At 64.9% G+C, this 17200-nt stretch carries 17 protein-coding genes; 9 read left to right on the top strand and 8 right to left on the bottom strand.

All coding sequences use genetic code 11. The annotated features are described in order from the left end of the window. Positions 1 to 29: 29 nt before the first annotated feature. From efeB to FVF58_RS24905, 3 genes are all read right to left on the bottom strand, one after another. Positions 30 to 1334: an iron uptake transporter deferrochelatase/peroxidase subunit gene (gene efeB, locus FVF58_RS24915; RefSeq protein WP_149672493.1), complete on the bottom strand. Its 1305-nt coding sequence runs from the start codon at positions 1332 to 1334 to the stop codon at positions 30 to 32. Between the two features lie 38 nt (positions 1335 to 1372). Next, a complete protein-coding gene (locus FVF58_RS24910; RefSeq protein WP_149672492.1) occupies positions 1373 to 2524 on the bottom strand; it encodes an NHL repeat-containing protein in 1152 nt (383 codons plus the stop codon). Positions 2525 to 2624: 100 nt separating this feature from the next. Further along, positions 2625 to 4148 (bottom strand): carbohydrate porin, encoded by a 1524-nt coding sequence (locus FVF58_RS24905; RefSeq protein WP_149672491.1) that lies wholly within the window; start codon positions 4146 to 4148, stop codon positions 2625 to 2627. Positions 4149 to 4486: 338 nt separating this feature from the next. On the opposite strand from FVF58_RS24905, the gene FVF58_RS24900 reads away from it, so the two are divergent. The 9 genes from FVF58_RS24900 (at position 4487) to hutC (FVF58_RS24860) (ending at position 13007) form a co-directional block, all read left to right on the top strand. Then, the gene (locus tag FVF58_RS24900) at positions 4487 to 5170 is read left to right on the top strand and encodes a hypothetical protein (RefSeq protein ID WP_149672490.1); all 684 of its coding nucleotides are present in this window, start codon (positions 4487 to 4489) and stop codon (positions 5168 to 5170) included. Between the two features lie 206 nt (positions 5171 to 5376). Further along, on the top strand, positions 5377 to 6219 hold the full coding sequence (locus tag FVF58_RS24895) for an arylamine N-acetyltransferase family protein (protein ID WP_149672489.1): 843 nt from the start codon (positions 5377 to 5379) through the stop codon (positions 6217 to 6219). Between the two features lie 24 nt (positions 6220 to 6243). Beyond that, the gene (locus FVF58_RS24890) at positions 6244 to 6924 is read left to right on the top strand and encodes a methyltransferase family protein (protein ID WP_149672488.1); all 681 of its coding nucleotides are present in this window, start codon (positions 6244 to 6246) and stop codon (positions 6922 to 6924) included. A 303-nt stretch (positions 6925 to 7227) separates the two neighbouring features. Further along, the gene (locus tag FVF58_RS24885; protein WP_149672534.1) at positions 7228 to 8052 is read left to right on the top strand and encodes a transporter substrate-binding domain-containing protein; all 825 of its coding nucleotides are present in this window, start codon (positions 7228 to 7230) and stop codon (positions 8050 to 8052) included. A gap of 86 nt (positions 8053 to 8138) precedes the next feature. Continuing rightward, positions 8139 to 8861 (top strand): ABC transporter permease, encoded by a 723-nt coding sequence (locus FVF58_RS24880; RefSeq protein WP_149672487.1) that lies wholly within the window; start codon positions 8139 to 8141, stop codon positions 8859 to 8861. Positions 8862 to 8875: 14 nt separating this feature from the next. Then, on the top strand, positions 8876 to 9610 hold the full coding sequence (locus tag FVF58_RS24875) for an ABC transporter permease (protein WP_149672486.1): 735 nt from the start codon (positions 8876 to 8878) through the stop codon (positions 9608 to 9610). A gap of 56 nt (positions 9611 to 9666) precedes the next feature. Beyond that, positions 9667 to 10458, top strand: coding sequence for an ABC transporter ATP-binding protein (locus tag FVF58_RS24870; RefSeq protein WP_149672485.1), 792 nt, complete (start codon positions 9667 to 9669; stop codon positions 10456 to 10458). Between the two features lie 38 nt (positions 10459 to 10496). Then, complete coding sequence (locus FVF58_RS24865) at positions 10497 to 12146, top strand: HAL/PAL/TAL family ammonia-lyase (RefSeq protein WP_149672484.1); 1650 nt, start codon at positions 10497 to 10499, stop codon at positions 12144 to 12146. Between the two features lie 90 nt (positions 12147 to 12236). After that, on the top strand, positions 12237 to 13007 hold the full coding sequence (hutC, locus tag FVF58_RS24860) for a histidine utilization transcriptional repressor HutC (protein ID WP_149672483.1): 771 nt from the start codon (positions 12237 to 12239) through the stop codon (positions 13005 to 13007). A 19-nt stretch (positions 13008 to 13026) separates the two neighbouring features. On the opposite strand, the gene hutC (FVF58_RS24855) is transcribed toward hutC (FVF58_RS24860), so the two are convergent. The 5 genes from hutC (FVF58_RS24855) to FVF58_RS24835 all read right to left on the bottom strand — a co-directional run bounded on the left by hutC (FVF58_RS24855) (position 13027) and on the right by FVF58_RS24835 (position 17029). Next, positions 13027 to 13830, bottom strand: a complete 804-nt coding sequence (gene hutC, locus FVF58_RS24855) for a histidine utilization transcriptional repressor HutC (protein ID WP_149672482.1) — start codon at positions 13828 to 13830, stop codon at positions 13027 to 13029. A gap of 50 nt (positions 13831 to 13880) precedes the next feature. Continuing rightward, on the bottom strand, positions 13881 to 14750 hold the full coding sequence (locus FVF58_RS24850; RefSeq protein WP_149672481.1) for an amino acid ABC transporter ATP-binding protein: 870 nt from the start codon (positions 14748 to 14750) through the stop codon (positions 13881 to 13883). A gap of 13 nt (positions 14751 to 14763) precedes the next feature. After that, positions 14764 to 15426 carry an amino acid ABC transporter permease gene (locus FVF58_RS24845; RefSeq protein ID WP_149672480.1) on the bottom strand — a complete coding sequence of 221 codons (663 nt, stop codon included), beginning with the start codon at positions 15424 to 15426 and terminating at the stop codon, positions 14764 to 14766. Between the two features lie 14 nt (positions 15427 to 15440). Beyond that, the gene (locus tag FVF58_RS24840) at positions 15441 to 16091 is read right to left on the bottom strand and encodes an amino acid ABC transporter permease (RefSeq protein ID WP_149672479.1); all 651 of its coding nucleotides are present in this window, start codon (positions 16089 to 16091) and stop codon (positions 15441 to 15443) included. Positions 16092 to 16201: 110 nt separating this feature from the next. Beyond that, complete coding sequence (locus FVF58_RS24835) at positions 16202 to 17029, bottom strand: transporter substrate-binding domain-containing protein (RefSeq protein ID WP_149672478.1); 828 nt, start codon at positions 17027 to 17029, stop codon at positions 16202 to 16204. Positions 17030 to 17200 lie beyond the last annotated feature (171 nt).

Here is a 17200-nt window from a genome sequence, read left to right as displayed (position 1 = left end):
TAAGTTGTCTGTGTGTTTCAGCGGCTGCCTTACGTCTCGAACAGCCCCGCGCCAATATACGAACCCGGCTTCGCCCCCGGCGGCACCGCGAAGATCGCACTGCCGACGTGGGTCGTGAACTGGTTCATCATGTCGAACTTCGCGAGCCTTTCGTTGATCGGAATGAAGCCGGTGCGCGGGTCGCTCTGATGCGCGACGAAGATCAGTCCCGCGTCGTACTCGGTTTCCTGGCGCCATGGCGGCCAGCGCTCGATGTAGAAGTTCGTGCCGTCGTTGTACGAGTACGAGCGGCGCAGAATCTGCGCGCCGTTGTTGCTCGCCTGATTCGACAGGCGCACATGCGAGTTCTCCGGAATCACCGGATTGCCGTCCTTGTCTTCTTCCTTCAGGTCAACCGCGTCGAACTCGTTCTTCTTGCCGATCGGCGCGCCGCTGTACTTGTGACGCCCGAACACCTGTTCCTGGAAGCCCAGTTCCATGTTGTCCCAGTGTTCGAGCGTGATGCGGATGCGCCGCACGACGGTGTAGGTGCCGCCTTCCATCCACGGCGCGTCGGCGGAGGCGCCGGCCCACACGAATTCGTTCATCAACTGCGGCTTCGCGGTCGACGGGTTGTTGGTGCCGTCCTTGAAGCCCATCAGATTGCGCGGCGTCTGACCGCGCGGACCCGACAGGAACCCGGCCTGGCCCCAGCGCATGGCCGCGGTGCCATACGCGAGCCGCGCCAGTTGGCGGACCGCGTGAAACGCGACTTGCTGATCGTTCGCGCACGCCTGGATAAAGAGGTCGCCGCCGGTTTTCTCGGCAATCAGCTGATCGCCGTTAAAGCGCGGCAGATCGACCAGCGCGGCAGGGCGGCGCGCGGCGAGGCCGTAGCGGTCCTTGCCGTCCTTCGCGAACAGGCCCGGGCCGAAGCCGAACGTGACCGTCAGACCGTTGGGGCCGAGACCGAGCGCGTCGCCGGAATCGGGCGCGGACTTATTGTCGCCGGCGTCGCCCGCCGGCAGCGCGGCGGCCGTGCCGCCTTGCGTGAGACGCGCGGCCGCGTCGGTCCACGCGCGCAGCAATGCGATCACATCGTCGCGCCTGTCGGTCGTCAGATCGAGCGCGGCGACGTAGGTGTGGCTCTGCTGCGGCGTGACGATGCCGCTCTGATGCGCGCCGTAGAACGGCTCAACGGCCATCTGCGGATCGGCGCTGTGGGGCTGGGCTTTGGCGAGCGCGGCCTGGGGCGCCGCGAGACCCGTGCCGAGGCCCGCGCCGGCGGCCACCGCGGCGCCGCCGGCCTTCAGAAAGCCGCGCCGTGAGGGACGTGGGGGTTGATCGTTTGTCATGGTTACTTCGCCTTCATTGTCGCGTGGGAGCGTGCCGCTCACTTCGCGAGCACCAGTGTGTTCACGTCGTCCTCTACGTAGTAGAAACCGTCGCCTTCGGGCGTCATCGCGAGGCCGAACAGGTCGCCGTTGCCCGGCGGCGATTGCGCCTTGTCGGTGTCGATCCAGCGCGCGTAGATCTGCTTGCCGGTCGCCGGATCGATTTCGACGATCTGGCCGTTCAGCGCATTGGTCACGAGCAGGTGGCCGTTGGGCGCGGTGACCATCGCGAGCGGGCGATGCAGCAGGCCATCGGCGGTGAGTTGGCGGCCCACGCCGGCGCTGGTGTCGCGCGTCATCGGGTCGTCGATTTCGGTGATGCGGTTGCCGATCGCGTCGGACACGTACAGCAGCTTCTGATCGTTCGACAAGGCGAGCCCGGTCGGGCCCACGAGGAACACACCCTTGTCCGCCTGCGCGCCGAAGCCGCTGCCCACCACGGTTTCCTTCTTCACGACGGGCGGCTTGCCGGCCGGCACGTCGAGGTCCAGCCGCAGCACGGTGGCCTGCTTGAACACCGGCGGCGTGCCTTGCGCACCGCCCACGCCGAAGCCCGCGTTGCTGACGAACAGCGTCGCGCTCGTGCCGTTGTCGACCACGGCCATGTTGCCCCACGGGTCGTTGATGTTGGGGCTCGTGATGGCCGACGCGATCTTGCCTTGCGGATCGATCACGATCAGGCAGCCGGCGCCCTTGGTGCCGGTCGTGCCGTCGTTGCTCGGCGTGCTGCCGACGATCACGTAGCCCGACTTGAGCATCGTCATCGCGGTCGACAGGCCGATGCCGCCGGGGCATTCCTTCAGATCGCGCGGCACCGTGGCGAACACCGTCATCTGTTTGGTATCCGGACGATAGTTGATGATCGTGCTGCCGGTGCCCTGCAGATTGGTCGAGTTATTGAAGTTGCCGACCAGCACGTCGCCCTGTTTGATGGCGCCCGCCGTGACCGGCGCAACCACCACCGCGTACGGGTTCTGGTCGCCGTTCTCGGGCACGGTGTTGATCAGCGTGGTGTGGTGCTTGATGGTCTCGAGGAAACCTTGCGGCTCGGCATAGGCGCTGGCGGCCGTCGCAAACGCGGCGGCGCCGGCAGCGGCGGCGACGAGAGCCCGCGCGGCGCGCGGCGAAAATTTGCGCGTGGGTTGATTCACGATTGAGCCTCCGTGCCTGCGCACGAAACGGTGGTTGCGGTCATGATCGAAAGCATGGGATCCGGTTTGTCGATAGCGTATGGGTAGGGCGCGAATTGCATCAGAACGTGATATTGGTCCGTACGCCGACGACGAAGGTATTGCGCAGCGGCTGCGTCGGGTCGTTCGGATTCTGGCCGGCGCCGGCGTTGAACGTGTATTGCGCGTCGGCTTGCAGTTGCCACCACGGATTGACCTGATACTGGTAGGTCGCCTCGAGCGCGGTTTCGCTGGTGCGCACGCCGTACGGGCCGCCGGTAAAGGCGCGGAAATCCTGATCCAGCCCGTTCACGTGGTTGCCGACCTTGATGTAGGTGAGTGCGAGGCCCGCGCTATCGTTGTCGCGGCCGGCGAACGGCGCTCTCAGCACGACGCCGAGGTTGGCCGCGATGCTCACCAGGTTGCGGTCGCCTGGGCCGCCCATCACGCGCGCGAACACGCCGAGACTGCGCGGCTCGTCAGGGTTAGGACGCCAGACCATCTGGTCGGCTACCGCGTAGATGCTGTAGTTGCCGTGATGAGTCGCGGCGATGCCCGTCGAAGCCGGATTCGCCAGCGACAAACCGTTGTTGTCGTAGCGCTGGTCCGCGAAGCTGTTGGAGTTGTACCAGACGCCGATCTTGTAGGTGCCCGGCAAACCGTTGCTGCCCGTGCCGACCATTTCGCCCTCGGCCGGCTGGTTGATCGCGTACTGCAACTCGCCGATCCACAGCGCGCCGTTGTGCAGGTTGAAGTTGGTGCCGCTCATGTTGTTCGGGTTGTTGCCGAGCGGGTCGCCGGAAAACACGCCGGCCAGCGCCGTCAACGAAGGCGTGATCTGGCCGCGCACGCGCACGCCCAGACCCGCGAGCGGATAGGCCGGACCGCCGGACGGCATGTCGTACGAGGGCAGCGCGGGCCAGCCGAACATCGTATTCAGGAACAGCGCCGAGTACGCGCTGGTGATGAATTCCTGGTCGATACTCTGCTGACCGATCTTCACATCGACGCGCTTGTTCAGGAACGACTGCTGATACCACAACTCCCACAGGCGGGTGGCGTCGTCGGCCTCGATGCCGCTTGCCGTATTCAGCGTGCCGAGCTTGTTGGCGCTCAGGTTGGCGCCGTGAATCTGCAATGCGCTGACGTTGAACAGACCGCCCGGCAAGCCGAACGCTTTTTGCGTATCCATCTGGACGGCGGCGGTCGTCAGGCCGTCGTAGTCCGCACCGCGTGCGAGACCGCCGCGCAGATTCGCGAGCACTTCGCTGGTCTCGGTGAGCGAGAACGTCACGCCGTACTTGCCGAGCCACGGGCGCAGACCGCCCATGTCGCCGAGCATCTGCTCGCGATTCCAGAAGCCGGTCCACTGGCTGGTCTGGGTCGCCTTGATGTTCAGGTCGGCTTCAGGGGCTTCGGGGGTGGCATCGGGATTGGCTTCGGCCATTGCCGCGCCGGCCGTCAAAGAGGCCCAGGCGAACGCGGTGCAGAGGGCGGCGCGCCGCATCGAAGGCAAGCGCGTACGATAAGTTGCGCCAGCGCGCGTCGCGCAGTCGCGACGTGGATGCGCTTGGGCGGCGGGGCCGTTGAGTTTGGCGAACTTCATCGAAATCCTTATTAGTGTTGTTTCGACTGATTTATTCATCGCGGGCCAGCATGCCTGCCAGCCCGCGATTTGCCGTAACAGCCCGCGACGCCGTGCAGCAGATAACGAGAATCGTACTCATGCGTATTACAGACGTCAATTCAAATGAGAACGATTCTCATCAATATTACTGGCGTGTAATTTCCATCGTTACGTACTGCTGCTAAATGGCATGTGGATGTAATTCGAACCGAATGAAAATGTAATCTGATCGTAGGGCTGTGGTCATATCGAACGCGTGCGAAAGCGCCGTGTCGAAGCGCACGATCAACCCGGAAGGCCAAAGTAAGGAGATGGACATGAAAACCCGCATTCTTTTGATTTCGATGCTGGCGAGCGGCGGCTTGCTGTTGGGCGGCGTTGCAAACGCGCAACTGAATCTGAAGCAGTTCGGCCTGGGCGGCGGCGGCGATAGTTCGGCGGGCGCCGCGCCGGCGTCGGAAGGTGGAATGTCGCAGTTGCTGAAGACCTATGTAGGCGCGAACCAGCAGGTGCTCAGCGGCCAGTCGAGCCTCGCGTCGGCGATGGGCATGAGCAGTGCCGCCGGGCAGGCGCAGCAGGCAGCGAGCCTGCTGAGCGGCGGAACGCCGTCGGTGAGTCAATTGACGCAGGTGGGCAGCACGCAGCAGTCGCTCTCCGAAACACTGACACAGGCGTTCGCGAGCCATGCGAGCGGCAGCGCGTCGGCGACGCCGGTGAACAAGCAGGCGTTCACGGACGGCCTGGCGTCGCTAGGCAAGGGCGTGAGCCAGTATTCGAGTCTGCAGTCGGGGCTGGGCAGCATCGGTCAGATGAGTCCGTCCTCGCTGTTGCAGTCCGGAATGAATCCGCAGACGGCGCAGAGCGCGTCGTATATCGCGCAATCGGCGCCGGGGCAGTTGCAATCGCTGATGTCGACGCTCAATTCGGCGGTGCAGTTCGCGTCGAGCCACGGCATTACCGTACCGTCGATCGCGACGTCGGCATTGAAGGGCGTCCAGTAGCACGCGGCCGATGTCGCACGCGCCGCTCCGGCGGCGGCGCGCGGCGGCTCGCATCGGCTACGAAAAAGGCTGACGCACGTCGAGTGCCCTGCCTCGGAACCACGTTAAAACCGGCTATGATCGTGTCCCGAAAGCCGCCTGGCCGCTCGCAGCACGCAGACGCCAGGCCCGTAGGCGGCCAGCTCAACCCTGCCGGGATTACGCCGATGTCACACACCGTCAATCTGGACAACTACTTCGCCCGCATAGGCTACCAGGGCCCGCGCGCGGCAACGCTCGAAGTGCTTCAGGAAATCCACCGGCTGCACCCCGCGGCGATCCCGTTCGAGAACCTCGCGCCGCTCACGCGTCGTGCGGTCAAGCTGGATCTCGAATCGGTCGAGACCAAGCTCGTCACCGGGCGGCGCGGCGGTTACTGCTTCGAGCAGAACGCATTGCTCGCCAACGTGCTGATGCAACTGGGCTTCAAGATCACGCCGCTGCTCGGGCGCGTGCTGTGGGGCCGCGAGTCCGACGCGATACCGCCGCGCACGCACATGGTGTTGCGCGTCGACATCGGTGCCGACGCGTGGATCGCCGACGTCGGCTTCGGCAGCGTGACGCTGACCGCGCCGCTGCGTTTGATCACGGGCCTCGCGCAGCCGACCCCGCACGGCACGTTCCGTCTCGCCGACGCGGCGCGCGAGGCGCTTTATCTCGAAGTGCAGGCTCACGACGAAAGCTGGGTGCGGGTCTATCGCTTCGACTTGCAGCCGGTTGAATGGATCGACTATGAAACGTCGAACTGGTACACGTCGACCTCGCCCGATTCGATCTTCGCGAGCAACCTGATCGTATGCCGCGTATTGCCAACGACGCGTCTCACGTTGTTCAACGATCAACTGAACGAGCGCACGGCGAACGGCGAGATCGTCGACGAGCGGCAACTCGCCAGCGCCGCCGAACTCGCCGCATGTCTGCGCGATCGCTTCGGTCTGGATGCCGGCGAGATCGGCATCGACATCGCGGCGGTGTTCGAGCGCGTGCGTACCCCGGCGCAGAGCGCATAACGGACTCCATAGCGGACCACGAGCATGATCGCGCGCCTCGTCCTGCAAACAGTGCTCTGGCTGGCCGGCATGGGCGTGCTGCTGTTCGGCGCAGCCGGCACGCTGGCGTGGCCGGCGGCGTGGTGGTATCTGATCGAGGTGGGCGTGTTGAGCATATGGATCGGTGTGTGGCTCGCGCGCCATGATCCCGCTTTGCTCGCCGAGCGTCTCGCGCCGCCCGTGCAGGCGGAGCAGAGCCGCTGGGATCGTCTGTTCATGCTGGGCATCGCGCTGCTGTGGTCGGGCTGGCTGGTCGTGATGGGATTCGACGCGATGCGCTTTCGCTGGTCCGCGCCGTTGCCGGTCGCGCTGGTCGTCCTCGGTGCGCTGTGTGTGTTTCTGTGCATCTTCATGTGCCGCTTCGTGTTCAAGGCCAATACCTATGCGGCACCGGTCGTGAAGATCCAGACGAGCCGTGGCCACAAGGTGATCGACAGCGGCCCTTATGCGCATATCCGCCATCCGATGTATTGCGCCGCATTGCTGATGTTCGTCGGTACGCCCTTGCTGCTCGGTTCATGGTGGGGCCTCGCCGTGGTGCCGGTGATGGTGTTCGGCATGGGCTGGCGCGCGGTGCGCGAAGAGCGGCTGCTAGCCGCGCAACTCGACGGTTATACGGAGTACATGGCGCGGGTGCGCTTTCGCTTCGTGCCGTTCATCTGGTAGACCGCATTTCTTCCTTGCGCGAACCTGTCTAGACAAAATGCGCCGTGCGTCATTCAAGCGGCGGCATCTTCCTTCGACCTCCGGTCTTTAAGAACTCCCCGCAGAGCCTTATTCGACGGTGCTGACTAGGGGCTTACCCGAGGATTCGGGGTATTTCCGCTGAATCCTCTTGCCCCTGCTTTTTGACTGGTGCAAGCTTGTCTATACAAATCAGGCGGCAGTCAAAACAGCCAACTCGACGGTTTCCTCAATCAAAGGAGTTTCGACGTGAAAGTGAAGCGCAGAACGGCAGCAAACGCATTGATGGGAGCCGTTCTCGGCGCCGCGACGATTTTTGCGGCACCGGTGCAGGCTAAAGACTGGAAGACCGTGACGATCGCGCTGGAAGGCGGCTACGCACCGTGGAATCTGACCTTGCCGGGCGGCAAGCTGGGCGGCTTCGAACCCGAACTGGCCGCCAATCTGTGCGAGCGTGCCAAGCTGCAATGCAACCTCGTCGCACAGGACTGGGACGGCATGATTCCCGGCCTGCAAGCCGGTAAGTTCGATGTCCTGATGGATGCGGTCTCGATCACGCCAGAGCGTGAAAAGATCATCGCATTCTCGCGGCCCTACGCCGCGACGCCCGCCACCTTCGCGGTGGCCGATGTGAAGGTGTTGCCGAAGGCTGTGCCCACGGCTGGCATCGTCAAGCTGTCGGGCGACCCGAAGGCCGATCTGCCTGCTATCGACTCATTGCGCAAGCAGCTCAAGGGCAAGACCATCGGCATCCAGTCGGGCACGGTCTACACCAAATTCATCAACGACGGCTTCAAGGACGTCGCCAGCATCCGCGTCTACAAGACCTCGCCTGAACGCGATCTGGATCTGGCGAACGGCCGCATCGACGCCTCATTCGACGACGTGACCTACTACGCCGCCAACCTCGACAAGAAAGAAAACGCGTCGATCACGATGGCCGGTCCGAAGATCGGCGGCCCGATCTGGGGGCCGGGCGAAGGACTCGCATTCCGCAAGCAGGACCCCGAGCTGAAAGCGAAGTTCGACGCTGCGATCGGCGCCGCGCTCGCCGACGGCACCATCAAAAAGCTTTCCGAAAAGTGGTTCAAGACCGACGTGACACCTTGATGCGCACGGCGCTCGGAAGATGCGGCACGCGCGGCGACGTTGCGTGCCGGCTGGTTCGATCCGCGGTCACGAACGAGGAGTAGGGGATGGCTCTGATACAAATGCTCGGCTTCGGGCCGGAAGGCTGGGGCGGCGTGCTGCTGCTCGCGGCGTTGATGACGGTCGTGCTCACGCTGGCGGCGCTCGCGGTGGGCGCCGTGTTCGGCGCGCTGGTGACAGCGGCCAAGCTGTCGCGCTTTCGCACGTTGCGCGTGATCGGCGATATCTATACCACCGTGTTTCGCGGCGTGCCGGAACTGCTCGTGATCTATCTGTTCTATTTCGGCGGCTCGACGCTCGTGACCACCGTCGGCCAGTGGTTCGGCGCCGAAGGTTTCGTCGGCGTGCCGCCGTTCGTGATCGGCGCGCTCGCGGTCGGCATGATTTCGGGCTCTTATCAGGCCGAGGTGTATCGCGCGGCGGTCCTGGCGGTGTCGCGCGGCGAACTCGAAGCCGCGCGCTCGATCGGCATGCCCACGCTGACGATGGCGCGCCGCATTCTGATTCCGCAAGTCCTGCGCTTCGCGCTGCCCGGCATCGGCAACGTCTGGCAGTTGAGCCTGAAGGATTCGGCGCTGATCTCCGTCACGGGGCTCGCGGAACTGCTGCGCACGAGCCAGGTGGCGGCGGGCTCCACGCATCAGTACTTCACGTTCTTCGTGGTGGGCGGCGCGCTGTATCTGCTGATGACCAGCATCTCGAACCGGGTCTTCAACCGCGCCGAGGCGCGCGTGGGCCGGTCCTTCAAGCGCAATTTCGCGCGCAACTGACGGGAGCGGCCACCATGCATTTCGATTTCGACTTTCTGTTCGATACGCTCAAGCAACTGATCGCAGCAGTGCCGACCACGCTAGGGCTGTTCTTCTCGTCGCTGGTACTCGGCGGTCTGCTCTCGCTCGTGATCGTCACGATGCGCATGTCGCCGCGCTGGCTGCCGAACCGCTTCGCACGCGCTTATATCCTCGTGTTTCGCGGCTCGCCGCTGCTGATCCAGATGTTCCTCGTCTACTACGGGATGGGCCAGTTCGGCGTGATTCGCGAGAGCTTCCTGTGGCCGCTGCTGCGCGAGCCTTACCTGTGCGCGGTGCTGTCGCTCGCGCTATGCACGGCGGGATATACCGCCGAAATCATCCGCGGCGGCCTGATGGCCGTGCCGGTCGGCCAGATCGAGGCGGGCTATTCGATCGGCCTGTCGGGATTCGCGCTGCTGCGCCGCGTGATCGGTCCGATCGCATTGCGCCAGTGTCTGCCCGCGTATTCGACGGAAGCGGTGCTGCTCGTCAAGTCGACCGCGCTCGCCAGTCTCGTCACCGTGTGGGAGGTGACCGGCGTCGCACAGCAGATCATCCAGCAGACCTATCGCACGACTGAAGTTTTCGTCTGCGCGGCGCTGATCTATCTGTTCCTGAACTTCGTGATCGTGCGCGCGCTCGGCCTGCTCGAAACGCGTCTGTCGCGCCATTTGGGTCCGATCGCCATTCAGACCGCGCCGAGCCGCCCGGTCTCCGCCACTACCTAAGCATGTCGCGCCGCGTCCTGAACGACCGGCCCTTCCGGATGAACCTGGAGAACTCCATGAACGCTACGTCACCCGTCGCACTGTCGGTCAAGAACATTCACAAATCGTTCGGTGATCATCACGTGCTCAAAGGCATTTCGCTCGATGCCCACGAGGGCGATGTGATTTCGATTCTCGGCGCGAGCGGCTCGGGCAAGAGCACGTTCCTGCGCTGTCTGAACCTGCTCGAAACGCCCGATGACGGCTCGGTCGCGCTCGCCGGCGAAGAACTGAAAATGAAGCGCCGCGCGGACGGCAAACTGCACCCGAGCGACCGCCGCCAGGTGGACCGGGTGCGCTCGCAACTCGGCATGGTGTTCCAGAACTTCAACCTGTGGTCGCATATGACGGTGCTGGAAAATCTGATCGAAGGGCCAATGCGTGTGCAAAAGCGCAGCCGTGCCGAGTCGGTCGAAGAGGCCGAGGCGCTGCTCGCCAAAGTCGGCCTCGCGGAAAAACGCGGCCACTATCCGGCGCATCTGTCGGGCGGTCAGCAACAGCGTGTGGCGATTGCGCGCGCGTTGGCGATGCATCCGAAGGTCATGCTGTTCGACGAGCCGACCTCGGCGCTCGATCCCGAACTGGTGGGCGAAGTGCTTCGTGTGATGCGCTCGCTGGCCGAAGAGGGCCGCACGATGCTGGTGGTCACGCACGAGATGGGTTTCGCGCGCCATGTGTCGAACCGCGTGCTGTTCCTGCATCAGGGGCAGGTGGATGCGGACGGGACGCCCGACGAAGTGTTCGTCGATTGCAAGTCGGCACGCTTCCGGCAGTTCGTGTCGAGCCACCAGGATCGCAGCACACATTGATCAGTATCACCAGGTAATCGACCAGGTAAAACACCCTCATGACCGTGATCCGTTCCGAACGTCCTCTCGACTGGACTCAAGTAGCAGCAATCGCGGCTGGCGAGCCGCTCGAGCTTTGCAGCGGCACCCGCGCGCGTATCGCGGCGGCGCGTGAACTCGTCGAGCAGATCGTCGCGCGCGGGATTCGCGCGTATGGCGTGAATACCGGCGTGGGCGCGTTGTGCGATGTGATCGTGTCGCCGGGCGAACAGCGCACCCTGTCGCGCAACATCCTGATGAGCCACGCGGTCGGCGTCGGCGCGCCGCTCGGCGCCGCCGAGACGCGCGCGATCATGGCCGCGGCCCTCAATAATTTCGCGCATGGACATTCGGGCATCCGCCTCGAAGTCGCCGGGCAACTGGTCGCGTTGCTCAATGCCGATTGTCTGCCGGAGGTGCCCGCGTTCGGTTCGGTCGGCTATCTGAGCCATATGGCGCATATCGCGCTCGTCTGCATCGGCGAGGGGCATGTGCGTTATCGCGGCGAGCGCCTCAAGGGGCGCGACGCGTTGCGGATGCTGGGGCTCGAACCGCTGGTGCTCGAAGCCAAGGAAGGGCTGAGCCTGGTCAACGGCACGCCGTGCGTCACCGGCCTCGCGGCGTTGGCGATGGCGCGCGCCGCGCGCCTGCTCGACTGGACCGACATGGTCGCGGCGATGAGCTTCGAAAATTTGCGCGGCCAGCTCGCGGCGTTCGACGAAGACTCGCTCGCGCTGCGGATTTCCGCCGGCCTCAATCTGGTCGGCGAACGGTTGCGCACCACACTCGCCGACAGCGGCATTCTCGCGGCGGTGGTCGGGCAGCGCACCCAGGACCCGCTGAGCATGCGGACCATTCCACACGTGCACGGCGCCGCGCGCGACGTGCTGACCGCGACCGCCGACGTGGTCAATCGCGAACTCGCGTCGATCACCGACAACCCGATCGTCGCCGGCACGCCGCAGGAGCCGCGCGTCTATTCGCAGGCACATGCGGTGGGCGCGTCGATCGCGCTGGCGATGGACAGTCTGGCCACGGCCATCGCGCAAGTTGCGGCGATGGCCGAGCGGCGTCTCGACCGTCTCGTCAATCCGCTGGTCAGCGGCTTGCCTGCGTTTCTCGCCGAGCCGGGCGGCACCTGTTCGGGCTTCATGATCGCGCAGTACACGGCGGCCTCGCTCGTCGCGCAGAACCGGCGCCTTGCCGTGCCGGCGAGTCTCGACGGCGGCATCACGTCGGGCTTGCAGGAGGATCACCTGTGCCACGCCACGCCCGCCGCGCTCAAGGCGCTGGAAATCATCGACAACGCCGGGCGTATCGTCGCGATCGAATTGCTGGCGGCCGCGCAAGCCTATGACCTGCAAAGCGGCGATGCGCCGCGCGCGCCGCATACCGAAGCGCTCAGGCAACGCGTGCGGCGCGCCGTGCCGACCTACCGCGACGACCGGCCGCTCGCGGACGACATGAGCGTCGCGTTCCGGATGATCGCCGACGAAGCGCCGCCGCCGTTACCGAACCCTGGTAACATTGGGCCTCGCGCGGTGACCTCTGTCGACGGCGCGCAGCAGCCGGCACGCGCCACGGTGACGGGTCTGACCGCCGCCGGCAGCATCCGCGCTGCCGCGAGCGCCGCAGTCGACAACGGGCAGGCCGCCGCGCACATGGCATGATGGAGACAATGCCGGTGAGCGGGCCTACCCGTCGGCGAACCGGCCACGGTGCACACCTTGTACCAGCCGCGTACCACCCACGAGGTCGGAGTGAACACAATTACAAACGCGCAAACAGCGCAAACAGCGCAGCCGCATGGCCAACCCGATCGCCCCCGCGAGATGCCGCTCAAGGCGTTGCCCGCGTATGAGCAGATCAAGCGCTACGTGATCAGGCGCATCTGCGAGGGCGACTGGAAGCCAGGCGGGCTGATCCCATCCGAAATGGAACTGGTCAAGGAATTCGGCGTCGCGCGCATGACGGTTTCGCGCGCGCTGCGTGAACTCACGGCCGAGCGCGTGCTCACGCGCGTACAAGGCTCGGGCACGTTCGTCGCGCCGCAGCGCTATGAGTCGACGGTGCTGGAAATCCGCAATATCGCCGACGAAATTGCCGACCGCGGGCATCGCCATTCGGCGAGCGTGCTGACGCTCGAACCGAGCGATGACCCGCTCGCGCTCGAAGCGCTCGGCCTCGCAAGCGGCCCGGCGTTTCACTCGTGCATCGTGCACAGCGAAGAAGGCGAGCCGATCCAGTACGAGGACCGCTACGTCAATCCGAAAGTGTTTCCCGACTATCTGCAACAGGACTTCACGGTCGAGACGCCGAATCATTACATGGTGCGGCTCGCGCCGATCCAGCGCGCGGAGTTCCGCATCTACGCGCAAAAGCCCGACGCCTACGTGCGCCGGCATCTGATGATGGATATCGGCGAGCCGTGTTTGCAGCTGTGGCGTCGCACGTGGGTCGGCGACGATGTGGCGACGTCGGTGCGCTTATGGCATCCGGCGTCGCGCTTTCATCTGGCAGGGAACGTTTAGCACACGCGTTGGGGGTGCATCACCCCTGGCGCTGCCACATATCCGGTGAAAAACGGCAACCCAGCCGATAGCGCGAGCCAGGATGCACGAAGCGCGCGAACGTCACCGCCACGCCGTTCGTCCACGTGCGGCGCATCAGCGTAAGGCAGGGCTCCTCGGCGCGGATTTGCAGCAGCTCGGCCTCGGCGCGCGTCGGCAGCGCCGCGTCGACGACATGCTCGACATCGTGCGCGGGCACGATCTCCAGCAGATACTCGGATGGCCTGACTGCCGAGAAATCCTGGGTCAGGAAGTCCGGCGCGATTGCCGGATTCACGTAGCGGTCTTCGAGCTGCACGGGCAGGCCGTTCTCCCGATGCACGCAGATCACATGAAACACCGACGCGCCGGGCGCGAGCCCCAGCGCGTTCGACACCATCACCGACGCCGTCTCGCGTTGCGACAGCACCGTGTCGCAACGATATTCGTGGCCGCGCGAGCGAATCTCGTCGCCGATGTGCGCGATCATCAGCAACGTCGATTGCGGCTTGCTGCGCGCGACGAAAGTACCGACGCCGGAGACGCGCGTGACGAGCCCCGCGTCCGCGAGTTCGCGCAGCGCGCGATTGACCGTCATACGCGACACGCCGAGCGTCGCGACGAGATCCAGTTCAGACGGCAGACGGTCGCCCGCCTGGCGCGCGCCCGATTCGATGATCTGGCGGATGTGCTGCTTGACCTGTTCGTAGCGCGCGGCGGGCACATCGTCGGCGCTGCGCGCGGTCTTCATCGCCGCGGCGGAAGACGGCTTGTCGTGAGCCTTGCTGCGAACCGGGGAGGTCATGGGCGGCGCTCGCTACCGTTCGCGCGAGGAGGGCGGAAACCGGTGCGCGTTCATAGCGGCGGCGCGTCGCCGGCATCGCGCGTCCAGAACGCGTTGCGGTCGAAGTAGTTTTGCAGGAACTGCCGCAAGCGCGGCTGCCCGGCGTCGTGAAAGACCTCGCGCGGTTTGCCCTGCACGGCGATGCGGCCCTGATCGATGAACATCACCTTGTCCGCGACCTGCGCGGCAAAGCCCATTTCGTGCGTGACCACGGCCATCGTCATGCCGTCGCGCGCGAGTTGCTTCATCACCTGCAGCACTTCGCCGACCAGTTCTGGATCGAGCGCCGAGGTCGGCTCGTCGAACAGCATGATGTGCGGCTCCATCGCCAGCGCCCGCGCAATCGCCACGCGTTGCTGTTGGCCGCCCGACAGTTTGGCCGGATACGCATCGCCCTTGTGCGCGAGGCCGACCGTTTCGAGCATCGCGTTGGCGCGGCGGCGCGCTTCGTCGCGCGACACGTGCCGCACGCGCAGCAACGCTTCCATCACGTTGCCTAGCGCGCTCATGTGCGGCCACAGGTTGAACTGCTGGAACACCATGCCGACATTGCGGCGCACGCGATTGATCTGCGCCTGCGACGCGCGCACCCGTTTGCCGTTGCGCTCGCTATAGCCGAGCAGCTCGCCTTCGATGCGCACGTCGCCCTGATCGTAGGTTTCGAGCGCGGCGAGGCAGCGCAGCAGCGTGCTCTTGCCCGAGCCCGAAGGACCGATGATGCACACCACCTCGGAGCGCGCGATCTGCAGATCGACGCCGCGCAGCACTTCGACTTCGCCGAAGCGCTTGCGCAGATCGCGCACTTCGATCAGCGGCGCGGCTGGCGGGGTGGCGATGCCAGTGGTGGACACGGAGGAGGGCATGTCGGCGATGGCATTCATAAAGGCTCCGGATTCATGCGACGAAGCGTGCGATGCGGGTCTCGGCCCACATGCCCGCGCGCGAGGTCAGTTCGACCAGCGCGAGGTAGCACACGCACAGCACCAGCAGCGTTTCGACAAAAGCGAAGGTGGCCGAGCCGATGCCGGTCAGCACGAATGTCAGCTCAGGCACGGTGACGATGGACAGCACCGCGGTTTCCTTGCTCAGCACGATGATCAGATTGGTCAACGCGGGCACGATCAGCACCAGCATTTGCGGCACCTGGATGCGCAGCACGGCTTGCCAGCGCGTGAGCCCGAGGCACGACGCCGCTTCGAGATGTCCCGGTGGCACCGACTGAAAGCCGGAGCGGAACGCTTCGGCGAAATAGGCGCTGCCGTAGAGGCCCAGACCGAGCACGCCGGCCGTCATCGGTTCGAGCGTGAGACCGATGGACGGGCCTCCGTAGTACAGCAGAAACAGTTGCACGAGAAACGGCGTGCCGCGAAACAGTTCGATGTAGACGCGCAGCAGGCCCCGGACCCAGCGTCCGCAAAAGAGTTGCAGCACGGCGATCAGAAAGCCGATCACGAGGCCGATCGCGACGCCCGCGGCCCAGGTGCCGAGCGTCGTCGCGAGACCGGCGGCGATCGGCTGCAGGTTGTGCGTGATGACGGTGGGGTCGAGCGTCTGCATGGCGTGGACTCAGGTCAGGCGTGCTGCAAACGATATTCGGCGGCGTGCGCGACGAGCGCGAGCGCACCGCAGATCACGAAGTAGATCAGTCCCGCCGCGAGATACGCTTCGAGCGGCCGGTACGTGCTGGCGGCGAGGTTCTGCGCGGTGCGCGTCAGCTCGGCCACGCCGACCACCGAGATCAGCGACGAAGCCTTGATGAGCAGCACCATTTCGTTGACGAGCGACGGCAGCGTCAAGCGAAAGGCTTGCGGCACCAGAATGCGCCGCAACATGTCGAACGGTGAAAGGCCGAGCATGCGCGCGGCTTCGAGATGACCCGGCGGAATGCTGAGAAAGCCGCCGCGCAGAATCTCGGCGATATACGACGCCGAGCATAGCGAGACCGCGCTGATCGCCGCCACCACCGGCGACACATTGATGCCCGCGAACGGCAGCAGGTAGTACACCAGCAGCAACTGCACCAGCATCGGCACGCCGCGAAAGAAGAACACGTAAGCGCCGCCGACCATGCGTGCCGCGCGCTTCGGCGAGAGCCGCGCCGCGCATACCCCGATCGCCACGAAGAAGCCGATCACGAGCCCCGTCAGCGAAATGCCGATGGTGGCGAGCGCCGCGTGCAGCAACAGCGGCAAACCCTGGACGAAGACGGTCGTGCTGAACATAAGCGGCGCACTCGCTGGAACGGATGACGGCGATGCGGCTCGCGGCGGAGCGCATCGCGTGCGTCAAAACACCTGCATCGAAAACTCAGGCCGGTCGCTGCGTGCAGCGATCAATAGTTCGGCGTGGGCATCGTGGTCGGCGCGTCCATTGCGACGCCGAACCATTTTTTCTGCAACGTGGCGAGCCGCCCGTCGTTGTGCATCTTGACGAGCGCGGCGTTGAACGCGTCGGCGAGCGGCTTGCTGTCCGCGTCCTTGCGCAGCGCGTACGCGAAGTACACCTTCGCGCCGAACGGCGGCTGCACCACGGCGAACGTCTCCGGACGTTGCTTGGCCACGTACGCGATATTGGTCATCGAGTTCGCGACGGCGGCGATGCGACCGGCGGCGAGATCGGCGTAAGCCTGATTGTTGTCGACGTACTCGCGGATTTCAGGCGGCTTCGGCAACGTGGCGACGTAGGTCTTCAACTGGTCGAGCTGCGCCGAGCCCTTGCCCGCGCCGACCGTCTTGCCCGCGATATCCGACGATTGCTTGACCGACGCGTCGTTCGCGCGTTTGAGCAGCGCGTCGGTGGCGTCCGCGACCGGCAGCGTGTACGTGTAGCGGTCCATGCGCGCCTTCGTGACCGTCAACGGGCCGCCCACCATGTCGAACTTGCCCGCTTCGAGACCCGGCAGCACGCTCGGCCACGGCAGGTCGATAAAGCGCACCTTCACGCCCATTTCCTTGCCGACTTCGGCGAACAGGTCCTTGTTGAAGCCCGCCTGCTGACCGTTTTCGAGGAAGTCGAACGGCGCGAACTGCATCTCGGTGCCGACCACCAGTTCGCCGGCTTTCTTCACTTTGGCGAGCTGGTCGTCCGCGTGAGCGGCGACGCTTGCCGCGCACAACGTCAGCATGACCAGACGACACTTCCAGCCTGCAAGGATGCTCATGGGATTCTCCGGTTGGCAAAGCGGTGCTGTGCGAAAGCGGTGCGTTCGGCGCGGTTCATGCGAGGCAGTATATACCGCGTTTTTCGCGCGAAACAAATAAACGTGCAGCTAGAGAAAAGCCCTTATATGAAGGGCTGAAAAGCAACTTGCGGGTGTGCTTTTGGCGGTATA

The sequence above is a fragment of the Paraburkholderia panacisoli genome, assembly GCF_008369935.1.
Taxonomy (GTDB): Bacteria; Pseudomonadota; Gammaproteobacteria; order Burkholderiales; family Burkholderiaceae; genus Paraburkholderia; species Paraburkholderia panacisoli.
Note: the sequence above shows the minus strand (reverse complement) of the source record. Positions and strands in the feature narration are given on the sequence as shown.